A 16,484-nucleotide genomic window follows, 5' to 3' on the forward strand; every position below is an offset into this window, starting at 1 on the left:
AACAGCTATCCCTAATATCTATCTGTTAACTGTTTGATCAAATAGCTAAACAAAGGGAATAGCAAAATCCCGATTGCTCATAGAGAAAAGAAAAAATACGACCTATTTTTTAATAAATCCCCAACAATAGGATCAAGAGCTCCAAGCTTACGATCGAACCGAGAAACAAGAGATACAGATAGATTTTAAATAATAAGTACACAAACCTAAAGCTCTCATGATCTTCATGAGTTTACTCTTCTCAACCTTAAAAAAAGCTAAGGAATAAAGCATATCCGGACTATGATACTACGCATCTGACTATCCTCCACTTCATTTTACCAGCTTATTAAAAAAAGCAACGCTTATGCGCTACTTTTAGTTGTTTTCATAGTTGGAAGAATGAGCATTTTATCATTTGAAATATCCTTCTCCACTTTGATCCATTTGTCTCGTATTCCCTACTTCCGTTTTCGCGCAATCAAATGGATTGGAGTTCCTTCAAAAACAAAGGCCTTGCGAATTTGGTTCTCCAAGAAACGGAGGTATGAGAAGTGCATCAGTTCTTCTTCGTTAACAAAGACCACAAAAGTTGGCGGCTTGGTTGCCACTTGTGTCGCATAGAAGATCTTGAGGCGTTTTCCTTTGTCGGTCGGCGTTGGATTAATGGCAATGGCATCCATAATCACATCGTTCAAGACAGCTGAAGGAATCCGCGTATTTTGACTCTCACTGATCTGTTTAATCATCTCTGGCAACTTGTGCAAGCGTTGTTTAGTTAGGGCAGAAACAAAGACAATCGGCGCATAAGAAAGGTATTGGAATTGATCGCGAATGTCATCTTCCCACTGCTTCATGGTATGGTTGTCTTTTTCAATAGTATCCCATTTGTTGACAACAATGATCATACCTTTACCAGCTTCGTGAGCAAAGCCAGCGATCCGCTTGTCATACTCCCGAATTCCTTCTTCGGCATTAATGACCATCAAAACCACATCTGAACGGTCGATGGCACGCATGGCACGCATGACAGAATATTTCTCAGTGTTTTCATAGATTTTACCAGATTTGCGCATACCAGCTGTATCGATCATGGTAAATTCTTGGCCATCTGCATCGGTAAAATGGGTATCGATGGCATCCCGTGTAGTTCCAGCAACAGGGCTTGCGATGACCCGGTCTTCTCCAAGGATCGCATTGATCAAGCTTGATTTCCCAACATTTGGGCGACCAATCAAGCTAAATTTGATGATATCTGGATTTTCTTCTTCTGTTTCATTCGGAAGATTTTCAATAATGGCATCGAGCACATCCCCAGTTCCGATCCCGTGGACAGAGGATACCGGTAGTGGCTCACCCAGTCCTAAGGCATAAAAGTCATAGATATCATTGCGCATCTCTGGGTTATCCACCTTGTTGACTGCAAGAATCACCGGTTTATGGGTCTTATACAAGATACGAGTGACATATTCATCCGCATCGGTGATCCCTTCTTTTCCAGAAACAACAAAGACGATCACATCTGCTTCGTCCATGGCAATTTCTGCCTGATGCTTAATTTGCTCCATAAATGGGGCATCTACGTCATCAATTCCCCCCGTATCGATGATACTAAATTTTCGATTCAACCACTCAGCTGTTGCATAAATGCGGTCACGAGTGACTCCTTCTACATCCTCAACGATGGAAATCCGCTCACCGGCAATCCGGTTAAAGAGCGTCGATTTTCCGACATTGGGACGGCCTACAATCGCAATAGTTGGTAGGGCCATGATTTCCTCTTTTCTAATGAAAGGCGAGACTTCGGTTCAAGAACGCCTCTCTTCATTTCATAATAGTTTGTGTTTTTCTAGTAGTTTTTTGGTCTCTTCTTGTTCAGGTTGACCAAATTGAGCTGCAAGGCGCTCGCTCCAGCTATCGGTTGCACGCGCTCCAGCGTAATCTGCCTGAACCTTGTCATAGGCAGTCACAACTGATAGGTCTTGTTCTTGGTATTCTTCTTCAAAAGCAACCTGTTCCAATGGCAAACGTGGTTTCACTGCATGCTGCTGATTAGGTACTCCGAGAGCAATCCCAAAAACAGGATAGGTATAGTCTGGCAGACGGAAGAGTTCTGCGACTTCTTCTGAACAGTAGCGCAACATGCCGATAATCACTCCACCATAGCCGAGACTTTCAGCTGCCAATAGCGTATTTTGAGCTGCTAGAGCCGCATCCACTGAGGTGATCAGTAAGTTGTCCACCCCTTCAGGATGGAAATCCTGCTCATGAAGTTTGACAGCTTTTTCAGCACGGTTTAAATCCCCAACAAAGAGGAGAAAGACGGCTGATTGGCGAATTGCTTCTTGAGGAAGAAAGTCGTAAAGAGCTTCTTTCTTTTCCTTGCTTTTGACCACAATCACAGAATAAGACTGAAAGTTTTTCCAACTTGATGCCATCTGCCCAGCTGATAAAATTTCCTTGAGGTCAGCTTCTTTGATGGCTTCTTCCTTAAAACGGCGAACAGAAAAATGAGATTTCATTAAACGGATGGTTTCATTCATCGGCGATTGACTCCTTCCAGATGGATTTCCTTGGCTAAAAATTTTACGCGCTCCATAACACGTTTGGCCTGCCAGGTTTCATCTCCATTACGCGAAGCTGCAAAATGACGTTCCAACTCTTCAAAATTAAAGTTAGAAGTAAAGAAGGTTGGGAGATTTTCCTGCATTCGGTGCTGCAAAATCACCTGTAAGATTTCATCTCGCACCCAGGCTGACATCTGTTCCGCACCGATATCATCGAGAATTAAAATTTCGGCTTTTTTCACCTGATCGACGGTTTCTTTGACCAAGCCTGAACTGATGGCATTTTTGACATCGATCGCAAAACTTGGGAAATGTAGTAGAGTGGTAGAGGCCTGACGTTTTTCGGATAAATCATGAGCCAAGGCTGCCATCATGTAGCTCTTTCCTACTCCAAAATCACCATAGAGGTAGATCCCCTTTTGATATTCCGGATAGTTGGCCACAAAATTAGCTAATTCCTCAAAGGCCACAAATCTTCCCTTATCGTCGAGCTCTACCTTGGCTAGACTCGCTTCTTTCAAGGTTGAAGGGAGATTGATCAAGTTGAGACGTTGGTTGATCGCAGCTCGTTTTTGGGCTTCGACTAACTCTGGCGTTTCCTCATAAGCGACATCCGCATAGCCTTCATTCATGGTGAGGATGGGCTTATAACCTTTGGCTATATAATCCGGATCTCCCAATAAGAAACGGTTGCGTTCACTAATGTATTGATTAAATTTTGAAATACTCCGTCGAATTTCTTGTTCAGACAAAGACTGGTCCTTGATAAAGGCAGCCACTTCTTGGTCTGCCAAGATCTGTGCGACCAAATCCTCATAGTTAAATTGACGCACACGGTTCATGTGAGACATGGTTTGACCTACACTTTCCATCTACTCACCTCCTTGATTCAGTTTTTCTAACAGGCGTTGTTTCTCTTTAGCAAGATCCACCTTTTCTGCTTGACTGGTTTGATTTTGATAGTTTGGTTGGCTCCACTTGGGAACATTGCTGTGCTTGCTCTTGGCTGATGTAGGACTCGTTCCCTTGTTTCCTTGAGCCTTAGCTTGTTCCTGGCGTTCTCGAACTTTTAAAATCGCTAGTTCTGCACTGTTGACCCCTTGATAAGAAAAATCATTTCCTACCTTCAAAGCATACTTTTCATTGAGATTAGCAGACTGGGTCTTATTAAAGGTCAACAATAAGATGATATTGATCACCTCATCTAATAAGCCTAGATCAGCTAACTTGGATAAAGTCTTGCGTTCGCTCTGCGTAATGGTCGCATTGCGCGCCTTCTTAATCTCCGCTAGAAATTGTAGGCTGGATTTTGCCTTAGCTTCCCTCAGAATGGTTTCTTCCTGACGGCTATAGGACATGCGGGGTTGCTCCTGGCTCGCCTGAGCCAACTTTTGCTTCATTCTCTTTGGAGAGACAATCCGGTCTACTGCTGTTTCTTTCGCCAGGAGATAGGTTTCATACCAGGTCCATTGTTGCTCTTCTGCGATGGCAAAGAGGGCTAGGGTTGCTTCTCCTTCATCCGCAAAACGAAGTCCATCACGCCCCATCATTCGCTTAAACATCTCCATATCAAACTGCTGTTTCTTACTTGGAAGAACAGTCACCTCACCAGCATCTAGTCCAAATACTTGAGAGAAGGACACTTGCCGTCTAGTTCCTAAAGAGCGTGCTGGAAGCAGATCCTCCACCGCCTTTTCCCCAATCTTTTTTTCCAGTAAGCGTTTAAAAACAGCATTTGAAAAAAAGGATTCTGCCTCAAGAGGGGCATGTAATTGAATGGTGATCCCAACTTCTTCCTCATAGAGATCGATCAAACCCATGGCAATTAAACGATCAAAGGCAAGTAGCAATTGTGGAAATCCTATATTCAAATGATTGAGGATTTGCGCAAGTAAATATTGGTTTTCACCCTGATCATAAGAGGCGAGCAGATAACGATAAACTGCTACTGTTTCCGTCTCTAAAATAGGCAGGTAATACTGCTCCAATGCAGCCCCTGCCGGTGGAAGAAGATTATTTTTTAAAAATGCGAAAGGCGTATTGGGCTTCATCTATTTTTCCTTTTTCTTCTTGGTTCCCTTCGTGATTTGTTTCAAGAGGGTCTCTAATTCACCGACATCCTTGAAACTCCGGTAAACACTAGCAAAACGGACATAGGTGATCTCATCCAAATCCGCTAACTCATCCATAACCAAAGAACCAATATACTCACTGTTGATTTCATTATCACTTTGGCTGCGAACCTTTTGCTCGATCCGATTCACAATTTCTTCGATTTCATCACTAGAAACAGGCCGTTTTTGAGCTGAGCGAATAATACCATTAAAGATTTTATCACGAGAAAATTGCTCGCGTGTCCCATCCTTTTTGACAACCACTAGGGTCCGCTCTTCCACTCGCTCGTAGGTAGTAAAGCGATAATGGCACTCTTCGCATTCCCTGCGACGACGGATGGTGTTCCCATCTTCAGCTTGTCGACTATCCACCACACTAGACTTACTTCCACCACATTTTGGACAACGCATTTGCTACCTCCTTAAACTGTTTTAACACTTCATTTTACCATAAATTGAATCGTAAAGAAAGCAGAAGAACAGGAGAATCCCCTATGCTTGCCCCTCATTGATCCATAAAAAAGAGTCGAAGGACGATTGAATAAAATCGTTTTCCTTTCGACTCTCCATTTATATTAAAGTGATAATTCAGCTTCTAAGCCATAGTGATCACTGACATGGGGTTTGTTTTGATCATCAAAAATGACATGTAGACGCTGGATGTCCCATTCTGGACTTGCAAAGACGTAATCGATTCGCAATGGAACTTGATTATCCGTCCAGCCATCGATTCCAGGACCTACAGTATAAGTCCCCTTTGTTTCTTTGGCTTCGATAAAACTATCTTGAAGTTTTAGCGAACTGGATAGAATCGTTTCATACCCTTCTTGACCAGCAGGATTATTGAAATCACCAGCTAGAATAAAAGGTTTGCCTACTTGGCTGAAGTAGTTCTCAATGCGTGGCCACTCAAATTGGAAACCTTTGTCCCACCAAGAAAGATGGACGCTGGCAACAGCAATCTCTTTGCCATCTACACTTGTATGGGCAACGGCTACTCGACGAGTATGGTAGTCCGTTGGATCATCCATATTGGATACCAAAATCTCATCCGCCTTCAAGGGTTGACGCGAAAGAACGGCCACACCCTCATTGAGGTGATCATATCCAATATGGTTGTAGACCCAAGTCCAATAATAGTGGAGTCCATGAGCAGCTAACTCTTCTACCAATACGCGAACAAAGTGATCCTTGTGAATCGCTACAGATGATGGCAAAGCTTGATAATACTCATCTGTTTCGACTGTTTCTGAGGCCATTTCTTGATTGACCTCTTGGAAACAGATCACATCATATTGCGCTTCTAAAATTTGTTCCTTGAGGGTTTCAAATTTTTGCTGAGCATTCTCTTCCATCCAACTATGGGAATTTAATGTTAAAAATTTCATCCCCTGATTTCTCCTTCTCTCCAAATCAAGAAACGGCAAGAGGCCGGGTGCACTGCCCCAACCTCATTTTCTTTGCCGATGTCTTTTATAATTCTACTGTTGCAACTGGCGCATTTGCTGCCAATTTACCAGTATGTTCGACATTAACGGATTTAATCGCATCTGCATTTGTAAAGACAACAATTGTTGAAGTTTCACGACCAGCTTCACGGATCGCATCAAGGTCTGCTTCTACCAAGAGGTCTCCAGCAGCCACTGTTTGACCTTCAGAAACTTTAACCTCAAATGGTTTTCCTTCAAGACTAACAGTATCTAGACCGATGTGAACCAAGACTTCCAAACCATTATCTGTTACCAAACCAAGGGCATGTTTGGTTGGGAAGACGCTGGTCACTTTACCAGCAACTGGTGAAACGATGTGGCCATTTTCAGGCTCAACCGCAAATCCGTCACCCATCATTTTTTGTGAGAATACAGGATCTTTCACATCTTCGATGTTGATCACTTCACCATCTGCAACAGAGTGCACTTCATCAGTTACCCCTTTAAAGGTTGCTTCAGCCTTTTGAACTGCTGTCATTTGGCTAGGAAGTGTTTCAGGAATAACTTCACCTGAATCAAGAACGTCTTGGATATCAGATTTCAATACGTCAGCTTTAGGTCCGTAGATCGCTTGGACACCTTGTCCTTTCATGACAAGACCCATAGCGCCTTCAGCTTTCCATTGTTCTTCTGTTCCGACTTTTTCAGCGTCCTTAACGGTTACACGAAGACGAGTCATACATGCGTCAACGTCTACGATATTGGCACGTCCACCAAGAAGGTTGATAATGTTAATGACTTGTGAGCTTGCTGAGCTTGTAGCTGCACCTGCTGCTGCACCATCTCCTGCAGGGGCATCATCATTTTGTTCATAGTTACCGTTACGTCCTGGAGTTGCATAATGGAATTTCTTAATCATGAAGTTAGCAATGAAGTACATGATAAAGGCAAAGAGGACTGTTACCCATACAAAGTTAAAGATATCTAATGCCAAACCAGCATTGATGGCCATTGGGGTACGTGTCAAGAATTCGATTGAACCGAATGAGTGAACACGAAGGTGAACCAAGTCAGCCATTGCAAAGGCAGCCCCTTGAACAAGAGCATAGATGATGTACAATGGTGTAGCAATAAACATGAACATGTATTCAATTGGTTCTGTTACACCTGTCAAGAATGTTGCAAGGGCAGTTGCAAAAAGCATCCCTTTGTATTTTTCTTTTTTATCTGGATCCACATTGCGGTAGATAGCCACCACAATCCCCATCAAAATACCAAATGATCCGATCATTTGACCAACTTTGAAACGAGCTGGTGTGTATGCATGAAGCAAGTGTTGGTATTGGCTAGGATCAGCTTTCTTCAAGTTAACAAGGTCTGTTACCCAAGCCAACCAAAGTGGATCTTGTCCAAATACAGTTGTTCCTTTGGCAGCACCTGTAAGAACTTGGTAGCTACCACCCAATTGAGTATAGTTGATTGGAATGGTCAACATGTGGTGAAGACCAAATGGCAAGAGAAGACGTTCCAAGGTACCAAACAAGAATGGTGCCAATACTGGAGCTGTTGATTGTGAGTTGGCGATCCAAACACCAAATCCATTAATTCCTGATTGAACTACTGGCCACAAGGCTGACAGAACCAAGGCTGTTAGAGCTGAACGAACGATAACAACGAATGGTACAAAGCGTTTCCCGTTGAAGAAAGAAAGGGCTTCTGGGAGTTTACGGTAGTTGTAGTATTTATTGAAGGCAGTTGCTCCAACGAAACCTGAGATAATCCCTACAAATACCCCCATATTAAGAGCTGGAGCTTCAAGAACACTGATAAAGTAGTCCGCAACTTTAATTGATCCACCGAAGATTGTGTGAACCGTAGCAGCCTTATCAGCTAACATTGCAGATGTCACTCCGAAAACTGCACCGGTAATACGGTTAATCAAGATGAAAGAGAGACCAGCTGCAAAGGCACCCCCTGCACGTTCTTTGGCCCAGCTACCACCGATAGCAAGGGCAAAGAGGATGTGAAGGTTTCCGATAACCCCCCAACCGATTTGTTCGAGAATTCCACCTGTAATAACAAGTGGAGATAAATTCGGGTTGATCATAGGGATAGATTTCCCGATTGAAATCATCAACCCAGCCGCTGGCATGACAGCGATAACGACCATCAAGGCCTTACCGAACTTCTGCCAGAATTCAAAGCTAAATAAACTTTTGAATGATCCTTTGTTCATCATTCAACCTCCTTATATTGTTTAAGGCTTTGTTTTAAGAAAACGTTTGCGCTTAATTTGTTTCTAGTATACCATATTTTAAAAATTTGTAAAGCCTTACATTCATTTTTTTCTCCAAATTTTATCTTTTTTTATCTTTTTTAAGCCATATTCTTTTTAAAACTCATTCTTTTTCGATGCAAACGTTTCCCTTGAAGTATAAAAACATTCGAACCCTCTAAGGGTTCGAATGTTTTATTCTAATGCGTCTTGCATGGCATAGCCAATCCCACGAACGGTCTTAATATAGCTTTTTTGACCTGGTAGATCAATTTTCCCACGAAGATACCGGATATAGACGTCCACAATATTAGTCTCACCTGTACTCTCGTACTTCCAGACACTTTCCAATAACTGATCTCGTGTCACCACTCCCTTGCTCCCCATCAGAGTCGCTAAGAGATCATATTCTCTGCGGGTTAAACTAATCATGTCTTTCCCACGATAGACGGTATGGTGTTCCACATCAATGCGCAAATTGCGGTATGATGTTGGGATTTTCATCTGACTACAATGTTGGTCAATATAATCACGTCCTCTAAAAATGGCTGTGATCTTATCTACCAAATCGCTGATAATAAAGGGTTTGACCATATAGGAAACGGCAAAGCGCTGAATACTCTCTTTGTGCTCAGCAATTTTTTCGCGGCTATCCAAAACAATCAAAACAGAAGCTGGGCGAATCCGACTGATTTCCTCTGCGAATGTTTCACCAGACATATCTGACAGATCGTAATTAAACAAGATCAGATCATATTTGGTCGCAGCAATCAAAGCCAGACCCGCTTTTCCATCCTCGACCACATCAACTTGATACCCCTCTTTTTGAAGTTCCAAATCAATGAAGCGAGCGATTTGCTTCTCATTTTCTACTAGTAGAACTCGTTTGACCATAGAGCAAGATTATTTTTCGTCGTACCAAGAATAGTGGAAGGTACCTTCTTTGTCTTTACGTTGGTATGTGTGAGCACCAAAGTAGTCACGTTGTGCTTGGATCAAGTTCGCTGGAAGATCCGCTGAACGGTAGCTATCGAAGTAAGTGATGGCTGCTGAGAAGGTTGGTACAGGTACACCTGCTTGAACAGCAAGAGCTACGATATCCCGAACTGATTGTTGGTACTTAGCAGTGACATCTAAGAAGTACTCATCCAAAAGAAGGTTAGCAAGGTCTGCATCACGGTTGTATGCATCTGTGATCTTTTGCAAGAAACGAGAACGGATGATACAGCCATCGCGCCAGATAGATGCGATGTCCGCAAATGGCAAGTTCCAGTTGTTTTCTTTAGAAGCTACACGCAATTGCGCAAATCCTTGTGCGTATGAGATGATTTTTGAGAAGTAAAGGGCTTGACGGATTTTTTCAATCAATTCAGCCTTATCTCCTTCAAATTTGAAAGCAGCTGGTTTTGGAAGCACCTTGCTAGCGTGTACACGTTCTTCTTTATATGTAGAGATGTAACGTGCAAATACTGACTCAGTGATGAGTGACAATGGCACACCAAGGTCAAGAGCTGATTGGCTCGTCCATTTACCAGTTCCCTTGTTTCCTGCAGCATCCAAGATGTAGTCTACGATAGGTCCATCTTGACCTTCGTCGTCTTTGCGTCCAAGGATATCCGCAGTGATTTCGATCAAGTAGCTGTCCAATTCACCCTTGTTCCATTCAGTGAAGATTTCAGCCATGTCTTCTGCAGAAAGTCCAAGCAAGTGTTGCATGAGGTCATAGCTTTCCGCGATCAATTGCATATCGCCATACTCGATCCCGTTGTGGACCATTTTTACATAGTGACCAGCTCCATCAGGACCGATGTAAGTGACACATGGTTTTCCATCTTCAGGCGCTTTTGCAGAGATTTCTTCAAGAACATCTGCTACCAATTCATAAGCTTCTTTTTGTCCACCAGGCATGATAGAAGGACCTTCAAGGGCACCTTTTTCACCACCAGAAACTCCTGTACCGATAAAGTTGATACCAGAGTTTGCCAACTCTTCGTTCCGACGGATGGTATCTTTGTAGAAAGTATTTCCTCCGTCAATCAAAATATCGCCTTTATCCAAATGTGGAAGAAGGGCTTGGATGGTTGCATCTGTACCAGGTCCTGCTTGAACCATGAGCATGATACGGCGTGGTTTTTCGATAGAGTTTACGAAGCTTTCGATATCATAGCTTGGCACAAAGTTCTTATCAGGATGGCAAGCAACAACATCTTCTGTTTTTTCTTTACTACGGTTAAAAATGGCAACTGTATAGCCACGAGATTCAATATTAAGGGCAAGGTTACGACCCATTACGGCCATACCGACAACACCAAAGTTTGCTTTAGTCATGTGACACTCCTCTTTATAGTTTGCCTATATTCTATCATTTTTTGACATCAAATGAAAGCAGAAAATAGCTTCCCACTTCTCCAAGAGCGAGAAGAGCATGCAAGTCATTTGATCTTAAAAACAAAAGTGCCCGAGAAACAGTTCTCAGACACTTTCTGTTGATCGTATTAATCTTCTTTTGAAGCTAATTCATCCGCTTCAATGACCGGTTGTTCTCCTTCTTTGAGTTTGTTGACCGTCATATTGACCCCAAGAGCTCCTGCTAGCAATTGACGAATATCAAATCCAGCTCCTTGAGAGACTTGGTCGATACTTTGCATAATATCGCCCACCATCTTAGAAGCATTGCCTTCGCCATACATGGTGATTTTATCCACCTTGGTCAATGGCTCAGCGACAGCACGCGCAATTTCAGGCAATTTGTCGACCACCATTTCAGTAATGGCTGCTTCTTGCATTTTCTTCATCGCTTCGGCCTTTTGGTCCAAACCTTTGGCTTCAGCTTCCAGTTTCAAGCGAATGGCTTCAGCCTCAGCACGACCTTTGGCTTCAATAGCTTCGGCCTCTTGCAATTGGGCAAATTTCTCAGCTTCGGCTTGAGCTTTTCGAGCTTCGGCTTCTTTTTGTGTTTCGAAGAGTTCTGCTTCCGCCTTGCGTTGGCGTTCGATCAATTCTGCTTCTGCAGCTTGTTGACGCGCATATTTTTCAGCTTCAGCTTGTTTGCGGATGTTGGCATCCAATTCTTGCTCACGAACCTTAACTTCGCGCTCTTTGACTTCCGCTTCTTTTTCCTGTTTCATGATATTGGCTTCGGCTGCCACGCGCTCTTGTTCACGACGTTGCACTTCTGCCTCAATCCCTTTAGCGGCATCTGCTTTTGCTTGGGCAATATCTGCTTCTTGCTTGAGGGCTGCTTGTTTGAGTTTTAATTCGTTTTGTTTTTGCGCAATTTCAAGATCGGCAGCGACGCGTTTGTCGTTGGCCAATTTATCTTGTTCTGCTTCAACTTCCTTGCGTTCGCGTTCTGCTTTGGCTTTGGCAATCAAGGCATCTTTCTTAATGGTTTCAACATTTTCAATCCCGAGGTTATCGATGACTCCCCCTTCATCAGAGAAGGATTGAACCGTAAAGGCGATGACTTCTAGACCCATTTTAGCCAAGTCTGGCGCTACGTTGTCTTGCACTTTTGAGGCAAACTCTTGACGGTCATTGACCATCTTACGGAGTTCCATCTGACCGATCACTTCCCGCAGGTTTCCTTCCAAGACATCTTGGACAGAGTTGGAAATATCTGTCGTATTCCAGTTCAAGAAGTTTTCTGCAGCCCGGGCAATCATTTCATCGGTTGTACCAATTTTTAATTTAACAGCTGCATCGGCACGGACGTTAATGAAGTCCAATGTTGGGACTGCTTCTGACGTCCGAACATCTGTCGAGAATTGCTCAATATCAAGATAAGAGCGTTGTTCGACAAAGGGAATCATAAAGCCAGCTTTCCCACGCAAGTGACGTTGTTTCCGAAGACCGGTAATGACCACGACTTCGTTGGGTTTAGCATTGACATACCCTTTGACCAACAAGATCAATACAAGAATGGCTACGATTACAACAGTAATCAACCAACCTGGAATAAATAAAGTATCCATACTTTTTCTCCTTTTTTAGAGGTCTCCCCTCTGTTATTTATTAATCCTAGTATATCAAAAGAAGGCCTTTCCTCAAAGAAAAGACCTGTATTTATGTCTAAATTTATCAAATGCAATCTCTAGCTTATTCTTCGTCAAACAAGCCATTTAGACCAGCGAAAGGACTGTTTTCTTCTTTCTTGATCGCTTGAGCGGCTTGGTATTCTTCTTCGGACAGGATTTTCCAATCATTGCCTTCGATAAAACCTTGTCCAGCCTCTTCTTCTGGAGTGAGAACCTTGAGAGGAATATTGAGCAGAATATTATCCGCTACACTCTCACTCAGGTCAATCTTCCCACCTTCGATTGGAAGGATCAAGTCTTCCTCTAGGGCCTCGATATCTGCGTCAGACTGTACATCCTCCGCAAACACCTCTGTTACAGGATAGCTCTCTTGAAGCTCAACAGGCTCCATGCTTCGGCTAGATGCCAAAACGATGGTGTAGGTCAACTGGTAATCCAAGACATAGAGGCCTGTATCATAGGCTACTCGTCCTGCCGCTGTCACATTCTTTAAATCAAGAATTTCTGGATTACGCTTTTGCAATTCCTTGAGCAAATCCAACTCTTGATCAAAAGCTAGTCCTTCAGGATTTTTACGGATTTCTTGTGTAAATAGGTTCATTCTTTTGTCCTCAAATCTTCTAGATACTACTAGTATATCATGAAGCTGCCCCTCAACCAAGAAGTCTCCTCAAAAATTTGTTATAATCATGAAAAAAGATACAGAAACTAGGCAATTGGTGTTGTACACAAGGTCCCACCATCTCTTGGACAAAAGAGAGTCACTTGCTAGGGCATTGTTAGATAGAGGAGAATTCATGAAAGATATCGGAGCAGTTTTTCGGCAAATACGTGAAAGTCGCCACATCTCTTTAGAGGAGGCTACGGGTGGCGAATTTTCACGCTCCATGCTATCTCGATTTGAAAGAGGGGAAAATGACCTGACCACGCAACGTTTTTTTCAGGCCCTTCAACAGATCAAAACCAGCCTCAGTGAGTTTTCCCATCTAGCTGGAATCGATCAGCACTCTTTTATTCCCAAATTGTTGAAAGAGCACTATGAAAACATGAGCTTGGAACACGACCAAGCCTTGTACCAAACTTACCAGCTAGCCTATCAGAAACATCAGAAAAAAGAAGACCTCTTAGCCAGCATTATTCTCAAAGTCCAAATGCTTGGCTTCTATCCTGAGGTGGAGCTCACCGCTAGCCAAGAGGAACTGGATTTCCTCCATGATTATCTCTTCTCTGTCACAATCTGGGGAAATTTTGAATTAAACCTGTTTTCTCTGACCTCTCCACTTTTCTCTAGTCGCCTCTATCGCCAATACACAGAGGAGTTGGTCCAAAGGGAGGATTTCAAGCTTCTCCTAGACTCTTCTCGTTCTGCCCTTAACTCTATTTTTCTTAATGGCTTCTTTCTCGCCATTAGTTCAAATGAATTTGAAGATGCATCTTTTTTTGATCACCTAATTAACGACCACTTTTACTCTGAGAACGAAGCCTACCTTCGGACGGTTTATCTCTACGCCAAAGGAGAATTTCTCTATCGAAAGGGAGAAAAAGAAATCGGTCTTGAAAAGATGGAACAGGCCATCCAGGTTCTCTCTATTCTGGATTGTAAGGACAGTGCCAACTACTACAAACAGGGCCTGCAAGAACTGATCAATAAATCCTAAAAACTCACAGATCTACTCTGTGAGTTTTTGTTGAAAATATGCAACATTAATTTTTTCTTGCTTTTTAGGTTTACAATAGGATCATCAAGTAAAGAAAGAAGGTTCTTCCCATGATGACCAAACTAAAAAACCACTTCCTCCGCTTTCTTCTCTCACATACCAGCGTCTATCTGAAGGATCAGGAACTAGCTCTCTCTGAAAAGGAGAAGTTGGATCTCTTCAAACAGATCTTTCGATCCATCAAACAAGTCCTAGCAACTGATCACGTGAAGGAGGAAGGCTTATGAAACTCTTAGTCCGTAATAAGATTTTTGCCTTACTTAGTCTTTCACGCTTTTTAAATACCCTTGGCGCTGCCATCTACAATCTGGTCTTTGTGGTCTTTGCTGCCAGCATGCCACAGCCGAGCCTAGCAGTTGGCATTGCTAATCTCATTGTATTTATTCCTAGCCTCTTTACCGTTTTTGTCGGGATGAAGGCTGACCGCACGAAAAAAAAAGCTAACTGGTTGATCCGCATTGGCTATCTTCAAGCCATCCTCTTCATCCTTATTGCTCTCATGACCAAGATTCCGGGTTACCTAGCCTTTTCGATTGTTTGCTTCTTAAACATTGTTTCAGATTGTTTAAGTGATTATCGCGGTGGCTTGCAACTCCCTATCATGAAAAAGAACATCCCTGACGAGGATTTGATGGAGGCCTATTCCTTCAACCAACTACTTAGTATGGTCTGCTCGATTTCTGGACAAGCCCTGGGAGTTTGGCTGTTAGCCATCAGCCATCAAAATTTTGCCCTGGTCGCTTCGATCAATGCAGTGACTTTTCTCCTGTCTTCTACCTGTCTCCTGATCAGAAAAAAACAGCTGATACATGATCCCGTCGTTGATCCCAAAAGTAAGAATTCGTTGATACACGAATGCCAAGAGATGTACCAGAACGCCAAAAGTATTTTTGCAGATGAGGAGGTTCACCACTTTGGCAAGTTGCTCTTCTCATTGGTTCTCATCAATGCCCTAGGGGGATCCATCTCTGGTATCTACAATTTGCAACTGCTTCACTCCCCCTTCTTTCAGTTGAGTTTTAGCCAATCCCTCTTGATCTTAGAGGCTGTGACTATTTTAAGCATGGTCTGGGCTAGCTTGACACCCCATGACTATTTTTCCAAACAATCGCTCCATCATATCCTCCTGTGGATCGCAGGTGGGCTGACCATGCTTGGGCTCACAAATATCCTGGTACACTGGGACATTCTTTCTCTTCTACTCATCACTTTCCTTGGTTATCTTGTAGCAAAAATCAACCCAAAAGTTTCCAGTCTTTTAATGAGCAAATTGCCTGCTGAAAAATTAGCTTCTACCTCTAGCTTTTTGGGACTGATGGTCAGCTTTGCCATGCCACTTGGGACAGCTCTCTTTTCTAGTCTAGCTATCTGGAGCCTTCCCCTAGCTTGGGGGACCTTTGCCATCCTTGGTTTCACTACCCTCCTCTTAACAACCAAATAAAAAGTCCACCGTTTGGTGGATTTTTTTTACATTTTTCTTAGGCGAGCCACCCGTTCAGCAATGGGTGGGTGGGTATAAAAGAGTTTTTGCAATCCGGATTCTTTTTTTGGATCGTTGATAAAAAGAGCACTGCTCGCATCATCGACATGTCGTTGCATGGGTTCGCTATTGTCTAGTTTTAACAAAGCATTGATCATCCCTTGAGGATTCCGTGTCAATTCGACACTTGAAGCGTCTGCTAGGAACTCCCGTTGACGAGAAATGGCTAACTGGACCAGGGTCGCTGCTAATGGCGCTAAAACGATGGCAAGCAAGGAAAGGATCAGAATAATAATTTCTAAACCACCGCTACCTTCTCGATCATCGTCCCGGCTACGGCCACCGCCCCACCACATCATCCGGCCACCAATGCTAGAAAGCATGGTGATGGCACTGGCAAGGGCCACTGCAATCGTAGAGATGCGAATATCGTAATTTCGAATGTGGCTGACTTCGTGTCCGATAACTCCCTCCAATTCCTCACGATTCATCACAGCTAGAAGACCTGTCGTTGCTGCAACAGCAGCATTTTGAGGATTGGACCCTGTCGCAAATGCATTCATAGAAGGATCATCTACAATATAGACCCGAGGCATGGGGATCTGGGCTACCATAGCCATATCTTGTACAATATGGTAGAGTTGAGGGGCTTGCTCTTCCGTTACCTCACGCGCCCCATTCATCCGCATGACAACTTCGGTGGATTGAAAAACCATGCTAAAGGCATAGATTCCACCAATAATCAAAGCTAGGATGACGCCACCAAGGGAGGAGCCTAACCAGAGGTAACCAACGGCTGCTCCGATAAGAGCTAAGAGTATGAAAAAAGCAATAAGGAGAATCCAGGTTCTCCTTTTATTGCTTGCAATTTGGTCAAAGAGCAT

15 protein-coding genes are annotated in these 16,484 nt (G+C 43.2%); 3 read left to right on the forward strand and 12 right to left on the reverse strand.

What is annotated here, in order from left to right; all coding sequences use genetic code 11:
- Window positions 1-440: 440 nt before the first annotated feature.
- The 11 genes from der to HMPREF1195_RS05305 all read right to left on the reverse strand — a co-directional run bounded on the left by der (window position 441) and on the right by HMPREF1195_RS05305 (window position 13,003).
- Window positions 441-1,751 (reverse strand): ribosome biogenesis GTPase Der, encoded by a 1,311-nt coding sequence (gene der, locus HMPREF1195_RS05255; protein WP_003005632.1) that lies wholly within the window; start codon window positions 1,749-1,751, stop codon window positions 441-443.
- A 57-nt stretch (window positions 1,752-1,808) separates the two neighbouring features.
- Window positions 1,809-2,522: a nitroreductase family protein gene (locus HMPREF1195_RS05260; RefSeq protein ID WP_023918910.1), complete on the reverse strand. Its 714-nt coding sequence runs from the start codon at window positions 2,520-2,522 to the stop codon at window positions 1,809-1,811.
- Complete coding sequence (gene dnaI / locus HMPREF1195_RS05265; protein WP_023918912.1) at window positions 2,519-3,418, reverse strand: primosomal protein DnaI; 900 nt, start codon at window positions 3,416-3,418, stop codon at window positions 2,519-2,521. The genes HMPREF1195_RS05260 and dnaI overlap by 4 nt, the downstream gene beginning before the upstream one ends.
- Complete coding sequence (locus HMPREF1195_RS05270; RefSeq protein WP_023918914.1) at window positions 3,419-4,597, reverse strand: replication initiation and membrane attachment family protein; 1,179 nt, start codon at window positions 4,595-4,597, stop codon at window positions 3,419-3,421.
- On the reverse strand, window positions 4,598-5,071 hold the full coding sequence (gene nrdR, locus HMPREF1195_RS05275) for a transcriptional regulator NrdR (protein ID WP_003005476.1): 474 nt from the start codon (window positions 5,069-5,071) through the stop codon (window positions 4,598-4,600).
- 164 nt (window positions 5,072-5,235) lie between these two features.
- The gene (locus HMPREF1195_RS05280) at window positions 5,236-6,048 is read right to left on the reverse strand and encodes an endonuclease/exonuclease/phosphatase family protein (RefSeq protein WP_023918916.1); all 813 of its coding nucleotides are present in this window, start codon (window positions 6,046-6,048) and stop codon (window positions 5,236-5,238) included.
- Window positions 6,049-6,133: 85 nt separating this feature from the next.
- The gene (locus tag HMPREF1195_RS05285) at window positions 6,134-8,329 is read right to left on the reverse strand and encodes a PTS transporter subunit IIBC (protein ID WP_413470481.1); all 2,196 of its coding nucleotides are present in this window, start codon (window positions 8,327-8,329) and stop codon (window positions 6,134-6,136) included.
- 231 nt (window positions 8,330-8,560) lie between these two features.
- The gene (locus tag HMPREF1195_RS05290) at window positions 8,561-9,259 is read right to left on the reverse strand and encodes a response regulator transcription factor (RefSeq protein WP_021153723.1); all 699 of its coding nucleotides are present in this window, start codon (window positions 9,257-9,259) and stop codon (window positions 8,561-8,563) included.
- Between the two features lie 9 nt (window positions 9,260-9,268).
- Complete coding sequence (gndA, locus tag HMPREF1195_RS05295) at window positions 9,269-10,693, reverse strand: NADP-dependent phosphogluconate dehydrogenase (RefSeq protein ID WP_023918919.1); 1,425 nt, start codon at window positions 10,691-10,693, stop codon at window positions 9,269-9,271.
- Between the two features lie 167 nt (window positions 10,694-10,860).
- Window positions 10,861-12,339, reverse strand: a complete 1,479-nt coding sequence (locus tag HMPREF1195_RS05300; protein WP_023918921.1) for a flotillin family protein — start codon at window positions 12,337-12,339, stop codon at window positions 10,861-10,863.
- Window positions 12,340-12,463: 124 nt separating this feature from the next.
- Entirely contained in the window at window positions 12,464-13,003 is a 540-nt protein-coding gene (locus HMPREF1195_RS05305) for a YceD family protein (RefSeq protein ID WP_023918923.1), read from the reverse strand.
- Window positions 13,004-13,199: 196 nt separating this feature from the next.
- On the opposite strand from HMPREF1195_RS05305, the gene HMPREF1195_RS05310 reads away from it, so the two are divergent.
- From HMPREF1195_RS05310 to HMPREF1195_RS05315, 3 genes are all read left to right on the forward strand, one after another.
- Entirely contained in the window at window positions 13,200-14,060 is an 861-nt protein-coding gene (locus HMPREF1195_RS05310; RefSeq protein ID WP_023918925.1) for a helix-turn-helix domain-containing protein, read from the forward strand.
- Between the two features lie 110 nt (window positions 14,061-14,170).
- Window positions 14,171-14,347 carry a hypothetical protein gene (locus HMPREF1195_RS11225; RefSeq protein ID WP_023918927.1) on the forward strand — a complete coding sequence of 59 codons (177 nt, stop codon included), beginning with the start codon at window positions 14,171-14,173 and terminating at the stop codon, window positions 14,345-14,347.
- Complete coding sequence (locus HMPREF1195_RS05315) at window positions 14,344-15,561, forward strand: MFS transporter (protein ID WP_023918929.1); 1,218 nt, start codon at window positions 14,344-14,346, stop codon at window positions 15,559-15,561. The genes HMPREF1195_RS11225 and HMPREF1195_RS05315 overlap by 4 nt, the downstream gene beginning before the upstream one ends.
- Window positions 15,562-15,587: 26 nt before the next feature.
- Here the strand turns inward: HMPREF1195_RS05315 and htpX are convergent, their stop codons facing one another.
- The gene (htpX, locus tag HMPREF1195_RS05320) at window positions 15,588-16,484 is read right to left on the reverse strand and encodes a zinc metalloprotease HtpX (protein ID WP_023918930.1); all 897 of its coding nucleotides are present in this window, start codon (window positions 16,482-16,484) and stop codon (window positions 15,588-15,590) included.

The organism is Streptococcus parasanguinis CC87K (assembly GCF_000507765.1).
Taxonomy (GTDB): domain Bacteria; phylum Bacillota; class Bacilli; order Lactobacillales; family Streptococcaceae; genus Streptococcus; species Streptococcus parasanguinis_J.